The 13,536-nt window shown below is 59.9% G+C and carries 7 protein-coding genes; 2 read left to right on the top strand and 5 right to left on the bottom strand.

The features are described 5' to 3' along the window. Window positions 1–265 precede the first annotated feature (265 nt). From ACQQ92_RS04540 to ACQQ92_RS04560, 5 genes are all read right to left on the bottom strand, one after another. Complete coding sequence (locus ACQQ92_RS04540) at window positions 266–3,079, bottom strand: phosphoenolpyruvate carboxylase (RefSeq protein ID WP_370450652.1); 2,814 nt, start codon at window positions 3,077–3,079, stop codon at window positions 266–268. Between the two features lie 257 nt (window positions 3,080–3,336). After that, a complete protein-coding gene (gene hisS / locus ACQQ92_RS04545; RefSeq protein ID WP_154517690.1) occupies window positions 3,337–4,650 on the bottom strand; it encodes a histidine--tRNA ligase in 1,314 nt (437 codons plus the stop codon). Between the two features lie 307 nt (window positions 4,651–4,957). Further along, the gene (locus ACQQ92_RS04550; RefSeq protein WP_427795900.1) at window positions 4,958–6,262 is read right to left on the bottom strand and encodes an MFS transporter; all 1,305 of its coding nucleotides are present in this window, start codon (window positions 6,260–6,262) and stop codon (window positions 4,958–4,960) included. Between the two features lie 3 nt (window positions 6,263–6,265). Then, on the bottom strand, window positions 6,266–7,510 hold the full coding sequence (locus ACQQ92_RS04555) for a M20 family metallopeptidase (protein WP_427795901.1): 1,245 nt from the start codon (window positions 7,508–7,510) through the stop codon (window positions 6,266–6,268). Window positions 7,511–7,717: 207 nt separating this feature from the next. Continuing rightward, window positions 7,718–8,764 carry an IS1595 family transposase gene (locus ACQQ92_RS04560; RefSeq protein WP_427795902.1) on the bottom strand — a complete coding sequence of 349 codons (1,047 nt, stop codon included), beginning with the start codon at window positions 8,762–8,764 and terminating at the stop codon, window positions 7,718–7,720. Between the two features lie 346 nt (window positions 8,765–9,110). On the opposite strand from ACQQ92_RS04560, the gene ACQQ92_RS04565 reads away from it, so the two are divergent. Both ACQQ92_RS04565 and ACQQ92_RS04570 read left to right on the top strand, forming a co-directional pair. Next, window positions 9,111–11,846, top strand: coding sequence for a DUF7601 domain-containing protein (locus ACQQ92_RS04565; protein WP_427795307.1), 2,736 nt, complete (start codon window positions 9,111–9,113; stop codon window positions 11,844–11,846). Beyond that, window positions 11,833–13,500 (top strand): SpaA isopeptide-forming pilin-related protein, encoded by a 1,668-nt coding sequence (locus tag ACQQ92_RS04570; protein ID WP_427795903.1) that lies wholly within the window; start codon window positions 11,833–11,835, stop codon window positions 13,498–13,500. Before ACQQ92_RS04565 ends, ACQQ92_RS04570 begins: the two co-directional genes overlap by 14 nt. Window positions 13,501–13,536: the final 36 nt, after the last annotated feature.

A 13,536-nucleotide genomic window follows, 5' to 3' on the forward strand; every position in this document is an offset into this window, starting at 1 on the left:
CAGTTTACTTTTAGGCACACTCCGCAGGACGCAAGAAGCCCTCGCCGCACTCCACGCTATGCGCGAAGCGCGCCATTCTTCCCCTCAGCTTTAATTCCAGAAGACCGAGGACGAAGGGGCCCGACGGGTTTCCCTCTGAATGCATTCCGCAGCACGAAGCCCCCTTATCCGCAGCTCCGAAGGAGCAGGATAAGGGGGCTTCAAGTGCGAGGACGCATTCAGAGGGAAACCCGTCGGGCCCCGGTGAGAGCCACAGGGCTATCGATTACCCCGTGTTCTGCAGACCTGCCGAGACGCCGGTCACAGTCGAAAGAATCAGGCTCATGTACTCGGCCTTCTTCTCCTCGGCCATCTCGTCCTGGTTCATACGCACCTCGCGAAGGGCGCGGACCTGGGCGATGGACAGGGCGTCGACGTAGGGGTTACGCACGCGAACGGCACAGCCGAGCACGCGACGACGCTGCAGCGGCCACTCGTCACCAACGATGGCAAGGACCCACTTACGGGTGAGCTGCATCTCGGTAAAGACCTTCTTGGACAGATCATCGCGGTCGCCCAGATGCAGATACATCTTGGCAATGCGCTGATCGGTCTTAGCAATCGACATCTCGATGTTATCGATAAATGTGCGGAAGAACGGCCACTCCTGGTAGGCAGCCTTGAGCTGGTCAAGATCGCCCAGCTGCTCGCAGGCGGTGCCCAGGCCGTACCAAGCGGCCAGGTTAATGCGTGCCTGGCTCCAGCTGAAAATCCACGGAATGGTACGCAGGTCGTCGAGCGACTTGGCACCCAAGCCGCGCTTGGCGGGACGCGAGCCAATCGGCAGCAGACCGACCTCGGTCAGCGGCGTCACAGTCGAGAACCACGGTGCAAAGTCCTCGGTGTTCAGCAGGTCCAGATAGCGCTCGTGGCTTGCGGCGTTGAGTTTCTCGGCCATATCCCAGAACTTCTGCGTGGTCTCGGTGTTGGTCTTCTCGACGCTCGGGGCCGACTGCAAAAGCGTTGCGGCGGCAACGGACTCAACATGGCGCTGAGCCAGCGTGCGGTTGCCGTAACGGGCAAAGATGACCTCACCCTGCTCGGTGAGCTTAAAGAAGCAGTTGACCGAACCCTTGGGCTGCGCCAGTACGGCCTTGTTGGCCGGGCCGCCACCACGGCCCACGGCGCCGCCGCGACCGTGCATGAGCACCAGGTCGATATCGTTCTTCTCGGCCCACTTGGCGATGCGCTCCTGCGCGGAGTGCAGCGCAAGCATGGCCGTGGTAGGACCGGCATCCTTGGAGGAGTCGGAGTAGCCCAGCATAACCTCCATGCGGCGGTTGGTCTGGGCAAGACGCTTCTGCACCACGGGCAGCGTAAGCATCTGGTCGAGCACGTCGACGCAGCCCTCGAGGTCCTCGAGCTGCTCGAACAGCGGGATCACGTCGAGCTCGGGAACGTCCTCCTCGTGTGCGAAGGACAGGTGGGCCAGCTCAAAGACGTCGGCCACATGCTGGGCACTCTTGGTAAACGAGATGATGTAGCGGTGTGCCATCTTCTTACCGTAGCGCTTTTGGATGGAGCCGATAGCGCGGAAGGTGTCGATGACCTCGCGCGTCATGGGCTGCAGGTCGCCATGGATACCGTTTTCGTGGATATCCTTAAGGGCGCGGGCATGCACCACGGAGTGCTGACGGAACTCCATCTCGACCATATGGAAGCCGAAGGACTCGACCTGCCAGATGATGGTCTGCACCGGGCCGTAGGCGGCACGGACGGCACCGCAGGCAGCCAGCGAACGCTGGACGACGCGCAGGTCATCCAGGAACTCGTCGGCGCTGTGATACATGGTGTCGGTGATACGGCGTACGGTGGCGTTCAGACGGTCGGCCATGACGAGCATGACGGCGCGATGCGGCTCGTGCTCGGAGATAAGCTCGGCGCGGGCCGTGTAATGGGCACTCATCTCGACCTGATGGTTCCACAGGTTGATGAGCTCGGCAGACGGCTTGCTGTAGGTGGCCTCGAGCGTGAGGTTGCGGCCGATGCGGCGGCACTTGTCCTCGAGCTTGAGCACCATGTGGGTGAAGTACTTGGCGGCGACCTCACGGCTCACCTTGGCGGTAACGTTGGGGTTACCGTCGCGGTCGGAACCGATCCAGCTGCCGGGATGGAAGAACGCCGGGCACAGCGGCGGCACGGTACCGGCCTTGTCACCCAGCACCCAGTCGTCAAAGCGACGATAGATGACGGGGATGACGTCGAACAGCGTGTTATCGAAGATGTCGATGATGGTATCGGCTTCCTCGACCGGCGTGGGCTTCTTGAGCGCGATGGGGCTCGTACGCACCAGGGCGTCGATCTCCTGCAGCATATGGCGCTCGTTCTCCACCAGGTCGGAGCCGCCCAGACGCGGACGCTCCTCCAGCAGGTTAGAGATACGGCGAATCTTGCCCTCGACGGCCTTGCGACGGGCCTCGGTGGGATGCGCGGTAAAGACGGGATGGAACTCAAGCTTGCCGAGCAGCTCGTTGGCGCCCTCGACACCCATCTCATCCACCAGCTGGTGATAGGCGACGGTGAGTTCGTTGGCGGGATCGACCTCGGTATCGGTCGATGCGCCGGCCTCACGCTCGCGCAGCTGCTTCACACGGTAGTTCTCCTCCGACAGGTTTGCCAGATGGAAGAAGCTCGTAAAGGCGCGGACGATAACCTGCTGCTTATCGAGCGGCAGGCTGTCGATCAAATCGACGACCTCGCGAAACGCCACAGCAGTGGGCTCGTCGGCGGTGGGCACGCCCTGCTCGTCGACGGCCTCGTCGGCGGCACGGCTACCGGGGTTGCCGGCATTGGCCACGATCTCGGCCGACAGAATCTTGTCGAACAGGTCCGCGATCTCGGGATCATACTCGCTAAGCACACGGCGCTCCAGGCGCAGGAACAGCGCAAGGTTGTCGCGCAGCTCCTCGGGAATCTCAATCTCGGCGAGACGCTCCCTGGACTCGGCATTCGAGCCGATTCGGTTAACGAGGCGGTTGACCACGGCAGCGACGCGCGCCGCGGCTTCGGGTACAGACTGGTTGCTTAGGTTCTCAGCCACGTTTCCTCCCATTCCTCCTTCTATGCACGTAACATGCGGTATTCATTATAGGCACTTGAGAAACACTTTCGACACTGATTGCGCTTTACCACACAAAAGTATTTTCTGCATTGCAAGGCTTTTTACCCCAAATGGTCGTATTTCTCGGTGGGCGGCATATGCAAACGGGGACATTCCGCATAAAAGCGAAACACCCCCGTAACAATCGTTCGCCGCGAGCGGGACGCGTTAGCGGACCCGCAGCTCAAAATGATGCGCTACAGACGCTCGCGAACCGCCTCGACCACGTTGGACAAATCGACCAGTACCTCGTCATGGCTCTGCATGTCGCGCACCTTGACCTTGCCGGCGGCAAGCTCGTCGCCGCCCAAAACCAAAATGAGCTTGGCGCCCACCTTGTCGGCCTGCTTAAACTGAGCCTTGAGCGAACGACCCTGATAGTCTGCCTCGGTCACGATGCCTGCGGCGCGAAGCTTCTGCGTAATGGCAAAAACGTTCTGACGCAGTTCCTTGCCGGCGTTGGCAACGTAGACACACGGAGCCTCATCGGCACCCAGGTCGCTGCCAAAGGCCTGCAGGGCCAGCAGGGCGCGCTCAAAACCGACGGCGAAGCCGACACCGGCCGTGGGCTTGCCGCCCTCGAGCTCGACCAGGCCGTCGTAGCGGCCGCCGCCACCGATGGAGCCGACGCCGGCGCCGGGGGCCTCGACCTCAAAGACGGTACGGGTGTAGTAGTCCAGGCCGCGCACCAGGGTGGGATCCTCGACATACTCGATGCCGGCGGCATCCAGATAGCGCTTGACCTGCTCGTAGTGCTCGCGGCACTCGTCGCACAGGTTGTCACCCATCAGCGGGGCCTCGGCCATGATCTCGCGGCAATGGTCGTTCTTGCAGTCGAAGGCGCGCAGCGGGTTGAGCTCGGCGCGCTCGCGGCACTCATCGCACATCTCGTCGGCGTGATCGAGAATGAACTGCTTGACCTGCTCGCGATAGGCCGGACGGCACTGGGCATCACCCATCGAGTTAATGAGCAGACGGAGCTTGGAAAGATCGAAGCCCAGACGCTTGTAGAACTCCATGAGCATAATGATGCACTCGGCGTCCGCAGCCGGATCGGGAGCACCGAGCCACTCGATGCCCACCTGATGGAACTGACGCAGGCGGCCCTTCTGGGGGCGCTCGCCGCGGAACATGGCCTCGGCATAGTAGGCCTTAAACGGCGTGGAGCCCTGGGGCACCAGGTTGTTCTCCACGACGGCGCGCACCACGCCGGCAGTGCCCTCGGGACGAAGCGCCAAGCGCTGTTTGGGCTTGAGCTTGGCATCGGTGCCCTCGGTAAAGACACGTTCCAGGTTGGCGCCGCTAAACACGCGGAACATCTCCTTGCGCACGACATCGGTCGACTGGCCGATGCCGTGGACAAACACGTCCACCTGCTCGATCGCGGGCGTCTCGATGGGCTTAAAGCCAAACGGCTCGAACACGCCGGCAGCGATCCGCTGCATCTTTTGCCAGGCGCGCATCTCGGCGCCGATAAGGTCGCGGGTTCCCTCCGCCTTCTGTGCCTGCATGGGCAAACACCTTTCTTTTAGTATCGCGTCATAGGTAGTGGTCATTATACGGCACAAAAACAAAACGCGGCGACGCGTCTGACCGAACGAGGGTATGGGAGCTCGTTCGGCCAGACGTGCCGCCGCTGCAGCCGATCCGCTTTCCTCCGCCCCCTTCGAATCACACGATCTGTTGGGGACAGAGGAAAACGGATCATTTTGTATGCCCGTGGCCGCCTTGGAAACCGAATGATGGTACGAGCATCCATTCGGCTTCCAAGGCGGCCACGGACAGAACACGGGGCGAACAGAAAAGAGCGACGGACGTCTACTCCCCCGCCACGCTCGCACGCAGCTTAGCGGCGATAGGCTCGGATGTCAGCAGGAATACGAGCATGACCACAGAACACACCAGGCACACGATCCAGGTGCTCGCAAAGGAGCCCGTGGCATCGAACAGCACGCCCGAGACAATGGCACCCACGGTGCCGCCGACCATCTCGAGCGAGGTAATGGCGCCCGTGACCTTGCCCAGATCGGCCATGCCAAACTGCTTGGACGCGGCGATAGTGGGCGTGATGGTGCCCATGCACGTTCCGACACCAAAGCTCACGGCAGCCACGATGGGACCAAGATCGGTCGCGGGGAAGCACAGGGCGACGCAGGCGATAATGCACGCAACGGATCCCAACACGTTGCCAAAACGTAGGCCAAAGCGATCGTAAATGACGCCGAGCGAAATCTTGGCGATAACGACGGTGACCATATAGGCCGAAAGCACAGTGCCCGCCCACACGGGATCGTGACCGCCCGTGACAATCTTGGCGCCGTTGACGGTAACGCTCGTCATGTTGGTGACCTGGTTGGGCAAGATGGCACCGTTAACGAGGCCCATAAAGAGAAAGGCGACGACAAGCAGCCAAAACGCCGGGCTCTTCTTGATGAGAGACCAACCGACGTTAACCTCGGGAGCCGTGTGCTCGTCCTTGTCGCCAGCTGTCGAGACGGACGGATCGCCCGGGTTCTCGCCGAGCGGCTTAAGGCCTATCTCAGAAGGCTTGGTGCGGAAGGAATAGGCCGTGATGGGCAGCGCCGCCACCATGCAGATAGCCGCGAGCACCAGGAAGGCGGAACGCCAGCCAACGCTCACGATAAGCGAGCTCACGGTGGGAGACAGAACAGCGCCTCCAAAGCCCGAGCCCGAAAGTGCTATGGAGATCGCAAGACCTCGCTTGGCCGTAAACCAGTTGGCGGTCACAAGGCTAATGAGCAGGCGGGTCGAGGCGACGGCAAAGCAGCCCGAGACGGCAAAGAGCACGTAGACCTGCCACAGCTCACCGACAAAGCTCATCCCGGCAAGAACGGCAGAGGTGGCGATAACGGTAAGGGAACCCAAGATGCGACCGCTCACTTTGTCGGCAACATGGCCAATGACAAGCGAGCCGACAACGCTCACCACGGTTGAGATGGCGTTGGAGATGTTGTACTGAGCAAGGGAAATGCCCAAGTCGCTCACGATAAGCGGCTGAAACAGGCTCATGCAGTTAACGAAAATCGTGTAACACGTGGCCATGATGACAAAGCCGGAAGCCACGACAAGCCAACCGGGGAAGAATTTATGCTGCTGGGACATGGATTACTCCTTGTGGTCGGCGATATAGCCCAGGGCGACCGCCGCATAAGCCGCGGCGCCGAGCGGCAACTCGGCATCGCTAAAGCGTGCCTTGGGATGGTGCTGGGCAAAGTGCTCGTCCGTATCGGTCACAGCCGCACCGAACGTAAAGTACGCGCTCGGTATCTCGCTCGAGATAAGCGCAAAGTCCTCGCTCGCCATGGCATGGAACAGCGGCAGGAAGGCGGCCTTGGGCAACGTCGCACCCACATAGCCAAGCGAAGCCTGGGTCATATCGTCATCGAGCACGAGCGGGGGAACATCCGAGAGCGTCTCGATAGTCGCCGGCGTACGATAAGTCGTGGCAACGCCTTTGACGACCTCCGCGATGCGGGTCTTGAGGTGCTCCATGAGCTCAACGTCAAAGCCGCGCAATGTTCCCTCGAGCACGCAGGTGTCGGGAATCACATTGGCCGCTTGGCCGCCGGCAAACTTACCCACGGTGAGCGCGACCTCCTTGGCCGCCGGCACCTCGCGAGCGATAAGCTCCTGGAGCGCCAGGTGCACATGCACGCCTGCCGTGATGGGGTCGATGCAGATCTCGGGGCTCGAACCGTGGCCGCCCTTGCCCTGCAGCGTGATGCGGAAACCGTACACGCCCGAAAGCGCCGGGCTGCCGTAGAGCACCAGGCCAAGCGGCGACTGGCTGTTGACATGCATGGCAAAAGCCGCCTGAGGACGCGGGTTCTCGAGCAAGCCGTCGGCGATGGCAGCACGTGCCCCCTCAAAGGTCTCCTCGCCCGGCTGGAACAACAGCTTGACGGTGGCATTGGCGTCGACAAGCGCGGCCTCGCGAGCCTTGAGCAGGCGCGCCGCACCAAGCAGCGCCGTCGCGTGCATATCGTGACCGCAAGCATGCATGCAGCCATTGGTAGATGCAAAGGGCTCGCCGGATTCCTCGACAACGGGCAGGGCATCCATGTCGCCGCGCAGCATAACGACCGTACCGGCCTGTTCGTCCGTGCAGACGCCATTGCCCTGGGCCGCGGCGGCACCGGCACCGACAAGGCCCACAACGCAGGAACCATCGACGAGCGTGGAAAATGGGATGTCCATCTCGTTCAGGCGCGCTTGGATATACGCAGAGGTCTGTGGGAGGTCGTTACCGAGTTCGGGCATCCGATGCAGATCGTGACGCCATGCGGCAAGCTCATCGGCAAAAGCCTGAGCCTCTTTGACCAGACCGTCACCAATGGCGGCTTGCGCCACCGCTGAGGTCTGAAGCGCTGGTTGTGGTTGGAAATCGGACAGAGCTGGTGCCATAGATGCCCTCCAGTAAAGTTTTAGCAGCAAGCACTTTCATACTCTAAAGTGCAAGGCATAACTTTAAAGGCGACGCATAAAAAACGCCGCCCCAGAAGGACGGCGCAACAGATTGTTTACAAACGCGCTCGCGGCTTTTTACGCAACTCTCTGTTAGACCAGCATTGACGTAGCCGCTCCCTGCCGTTGCCAATAGTCCCAGAAGGGCTGGGGACGATCGATCATCTGGCGCCTCGTATGCTCGTAGAAGCCGCAGGCGCTCTGGCCGGAAAGCGTCTGAAGCCCGTCTGCGTCCGAGCGCCTTGCCTGCTCGAGCCAAAGGAACCAGGAGAGGTAGTGGTCCAGCCACTTGGTGGATACGCCGTGGAATGGGGCAAGGAAGATGCGCAGCCTCTGGTGCATCGCGTTGACCATGCCAAGCTCGCCGTCCTTCTGCAGGCGCGTGTCGGTGGCGGCATGCTCGGTGATGCCGAGGGCGGGAAGCACGCGCTTGTAGCCCTGATGGGCGTCGGTCGCCACCCAGGCGCCAGTACCGAGACCCTTGATGGCGTCTCTCAGGGCCTCATCCTTCGGCCTTCCCCTGTCGGCCACGCGGCAGAGCTCGTCTCCGGCATCATTGGCTCCGCAGATGACGCAGACCTTGAGGTTGGAGATGCCGCGCGCATGGACGGCGCCGCCGTGCTTGTGGGGCTTCCTCGGCATCTTGGCAGCACTCCTTGCCCTGTTTCCCGTGAGGGACTCGTCGAGGTAGGCGCCGTCTACCTGCCAGGAGACCGAAGGTCCGGTCCTGAAGGCGAGAAGCGAGCGCTCCATAACCTCGCAGAGTCTCATGCGCATGAACCAGGAGGTCCTGAGGCACACATGGCACGTCTTCGCGCACTGCCTCAGGCTTGAGCCCGAAAGCGTTGCTTCCACGAAGAGCGCCCAGGTCGTGGCATCGAGCTTCGAGGCGGCGAGCAGGCCCCTGCTCTTGGACGAGAATGTCCTCCCGCACCCCTTGCAGAGCCAGCGCTGGGAGCCGTCGGCATTGTGCCCTTTCCTGATGAAGGAGGAAGAGCCGCACCGGGGGCATGATCTGGGCGTCGCGCCATCTGCCTGCTTGCCAAGCTCGCGCGCGACCGCCGCCTTCGTGGCACAGATGAGATCACGCTTCTCCCCGAGGGAGAGCCCCTCCATCTCATGGAGTATGATGTCCAGCATCCCGTCCCCGTCTCTTCGATGTTGATGTTTGGCGACATTCATCTTAGGGCGGGGACGGGACATTATTACGTCAACGCTGGTCTAACGGAGAGTTTCAGAAAAGGTGTTGCCCAGATTCTTTCAGGATTCTATACCTGCCGAGTTCGTGGAGCTGTCCCGTAGGAAGAAACGGACTCAGACACCTGAAAATAACTGACAGTTTTGCCAATATTTGTAGAGACAGCATGAATAGCAGCTGCGGTCCGCACAATTCCGAGCTTGATTGTAGGAGTATTCATAACGATAAGCGCTACTAAATAGTTCTCAAAACTAAGGGATAGCGATAGGCACAGATTAGGGCGGATAGATGAAATTGGGGAGAGGGAGCGGCACTGCTCTTATTGCAGCAATGTGCGCCATTGTTCTGGCATTGTTCCTGGTGCCTATACGTACCTTTGCGGGCGAGGAAAGCGCAGCGGAGACTGCGGCATCGGCAGATGCCACCGTCACGCCATCCGCAGACGATAGTGCAGGGACTGCCGGCAGCTCCACAGGCAGCACGTCTGCCAAAGCAGCCGCAGGCACTTCGTCTGCATCAGAAACGGCAGGTGCCAGCCCTTCTTCCTCTTCAGCATCTTCTGATACGTCGTCCTCTTCGAGCGCTTCTGAAGACCCTGGGAGCTCAAGCTCTTCTGCTGGCGAGCAGAGCAGTTCTGATAATGCTGCCACGACACTTGCTGCACAGATTCTGGCATCGCCCTTGACGGCGACAGGCGGCATCGAAATCAAATACGACACAGCTACCGAGATTCATTATGTTGTGGATTCAGAAAGCGCCAATGGCCGCATCATCCTCTACTGCATGAACAACTCGTCGCACTGGCCGCATACCGCGCCGACCATTCCGACCGTGCCTTCCTACATCCAAGGCTATCTGACGCCGGATAAATTCAAGTCCCCGGAAGACTACGAAGCGTGCATGAACAAGCTTCTCGCTATTCTCTATGCTGGCTATCCCTATAACGGCTTGAACATGTATCAGATCGTTGATAAGGCCACCGGCATCACCGAGGACCAGTTCAATGCAATGCTTACGGTGCCTGATGTCCTGCGCACCGATTTCCCTAGCACCATCGGCAACGAAGTATTTTCCTACGATGACTACACGAACAAGAACACCGATCACCTTAACAGGCTGAGCGAATTCATCCAGCAGGTCATCATGATGAGCCTCAGAAATACGACGAGCACTTCTGGCCTCACGGCAGCCCAGATCCAGTCGATGCCGTTCTATCAAGCGGCGCTGTGCCTTGCCTGGTCGGACTCGTACAACACCACGCCGCTCGGCATGTATGACGCGCTTCACTCGGGCGAGTACTACGTCACCGAGGCACAGGCCTACGAGGCCACCCAGTATGCCATCTGGGCGGCGCTCGGCGACTACGGCATCGAATACAACACGCTCAAGTCGGATAGCAGCGAGGTCACGCAGAAGGCGCTTGCCGTCAAGCTCCTCAACTACGCGACCGCCGACCAGGTTCTGCGCAGCGAACCCGATGAATCCAACGTGTCGATCACAGGCGATGCGGCCTTTGTCTACGATCCCAGTTCGGGTACGTGGAAGACAGGGGCTCTCAAGATCGCCGAAGGCACGAACTACAACGGCATGTACACGCTCACGCTGCCTGATGGCGTGACGGCCCAGACGGCAAATGGGTCAACAGTGACAAGCATCGCCGCAGGAATTTCGTTCTATCTGGTCTCCTCGACCAAGCCAACATCGACCGACATGAAGATTACGGCATCGAGCACGCTCACCTGGCTGCAGGAATACCGCCAGTACTCGCCCAATCCCGAAACCTATACTGCCTCTGACGGCAAGAATTTCCAGCACATGATCGGCGCTGTCATCAAACAGAAGCCGGTGAGTGCCATGCTCACGCTCATCCCTGCAAAGGAGGGCAGCCTCACTGTCTCTAAGTCGGTAGAAGGGGAGACGGGCTCCGCAGCTTCGTTCTCTTTCACGGTCACGCTGGGCAACACTGCCATCAACGGGCAATACGGGGATATGGCGTTCACGAACGGCGTGGCGACTGTCACTTTGAAGAACGGCGAATCTGCAACGGCCGAGCATCTGCCTGCAGGGACGACCTATACGGTTACAGAAACCGAAAATGCAGACTACTCGCCTGACAAGACTGTCGATACGGGCGCGATTGTGAAGGACGCGACCGCTACGGCTGCCTTCACCAACACCCGCCTCTACAAGCTTACGGTGAGCAAGACTGTCTCGGGCCAGGCGGCAGATGCTTCGCAGACCTTTGCCTTCACGGTCACGCTGAAGGGTGCGGACGGAAAGCCGCTCTCCGGCACGTATGCCTATACCGGTGGCTCGGTGTCAGGCTCTTCTGCCACAGCTCCTGCAAATGGCACGATCACGTTCGACGCCAACGGCGAGGGGCCGGTCAGCCTGAGCAGCGGCCAGCAGATCACGATCGTGGGCATCCCCTCCGGCAGCAGCTATACGGTGGAAGAGGCCACGAGCGATGAGGACAATGCCCTGAAGTACGACGTCACATACAACGGAGCGCAGGCTGTCCCTTCAGGCACGCTTTCGGCCGATGCGACCGTCGCTGTCACCAATACAGTACAGGTTGGCACCCTCTCGGTAACCAAGCATGTGGAGGGCGAAGTGAACTCCACGAAGAATTTCACCTTTACGGTGAAGCTCGGCGGATCGGGTGCAACCCTCACGGGCACATACGGCGGCATGGAATTCTCCAACGGAGTGGCAAACTTCACGCTTGCTGACGGCCAGACTAAAACCGCATCGGATCTGCCGGCAGGTGCTACCTATGAAGTGACCGAGGAGTCGAACGATAGCTACACCACAACATTCGAGAATGCGTCAGGCACGATTGCAAAGGATGAAACGTCTCAGGCAAGCTTCACCAACACGCGCAGCATGTCTTCGCTTCCTCTTACCGGATCTGATGGAGTGGGACCGTCCTACCTTGCAGGCATTGCCGTGCTTGCTGGCGCGGCAGTCTGGATGCACATCCGCCGCAATGCTTCTGCGAAGGGTGGTGATGGCCGTGACTAGGAAGAACAACTTCTCTGCTATCAAGCACTGCCTCGTCCTCGCTGCCATCACAGCGTTCGCGCTCCTTCTCGCTATGCCTGGCCGTGCATATGCATCGGGTGCCGGAAATCTGACCGTCAATGCTGCCGATGGCTCATCGACTGAATTTGTCGCCTACCAGATCTTCGCTGCCGATGTGGCAGATGGCTCGAATGGCACGAAGACTGTCGCGAACATCGCGTGGGCAACCGACACAGTCGCCTCGGTTGTCCCCGAGGCAATCAAGAGCGTCAATCCGTCTGTAAACGTCGAGAGCATCGCAGATGCAGACGATGCTGCTGAATGGATCAGAAACAATGTCCAGAGCGGCTCTGCTGCTGCCCAGGGCTCTGTTCCCAACGCAATCGCTTCGGCCCTTATGCAGACATCAGCTGGTGGGGAGGCCCTTGAAGCAGGCGTGTCCAAGCCTTTGAGCGCAGGCTACTGGATTGTCATGAGCAAAGATTCGAGCGTCGGCCAGGACCAGTCTGGTACTTCTGCCATCCTTGTGGTGGTCGGCGGCTCCGATGTGACGGTTGCTGCCAAGTCCGGCGTGCCGACGGTGGAAAAGCAGGTGCTCGAGGACTCGAACGATACCTGGCAGAAGCAGGCAGATGCCACGGCAGGAGACGACCTTTACTGGCGTCTCGATGCGACAGTGCCTTCCATTCTCTCGAGCTACACCTCCTACAAGATCGTCTTCGATGACACGCTTGGTGCTGGCCTTGCCGAGCCTTCCGATATCCATGTCTATATTGCTCTTGCAGCTGAAGATGTGTGGGAGGCAGGCCTTGAGGTTTCCCAAGGCTGGACAGAGCTCGATGATGAGGAATATGCATATACCTATACGCCCGCAGCAGATGGCGGAAGCTTCAAGGTTGCGCTCGATCTGATGGAGGCTATCAAGGCCCATGCAATCGATGCCTCCCAAGGAGTGCAGGTTGTCGTTGTCTATGATGCGCCCCTGAGTGCATCTCTCGGGACCGGCATGGGGAACGGCAACGTGAACACTGTCACGCTCATCTATCCAAAGTCGACCTATTCGACTGAGACAACCACTACACAGGAATCCAAGGCGGTTGCCTATAGCTGGAACCTCACCCTCACGAAGCGCGATGCAGACGGGGGCACGCCGCTGTCCGGAGCGGTGCTGAGGATCAGAGACGACAAGGGACGCTATCTGACCCCGGATGGTACCTGGTCTTCTGATGAGACGACGGTCACGACAGGGAGTGACGGTACAATCTCTGCCAGAGGTGTCGATGCAGGCACCTTCATAGTGGAGGAAGTCTCGGCACCGTCTGGATACCAGGCATTTGCGGGGACGCGGACCATCACGCTAGCGGTTCCTTATGAGCCGAACCAGATTGTGTCTGGCCCTGCTACGGGGAACTCAGCTGCAGCTGAGCTTTCTGCTGAATCTCCGCTCAAAGCGTCTGGCTTCGATAGCGCGAGCGGCATAGCTACGGTATCGGTGCCCAATGCACATGAAGAGACTTCCATTCTCGAGAAGCTTGGTCTTCCCGACATGAGCGATCTGAACCCTTCTGGCCTTGCTCTGGGGCTTGTGGTCCTAGGAGCAGCCATTCTGATAGCGGCAGGCGTTCTCAGAAGAAGAGGGGGAGACAAGCACTAGGTACGGACGCGGAATGCAGCAAACATCCTGCGATTG

Source organism: Collinsella sp. SGI.241, assembly GCF_050312955.1.
Lineage (GTDB): Bacteria > Actinomycetota > Coriobacteriia > Coriobacteriales > Coriobacteriaceae > Collinsella.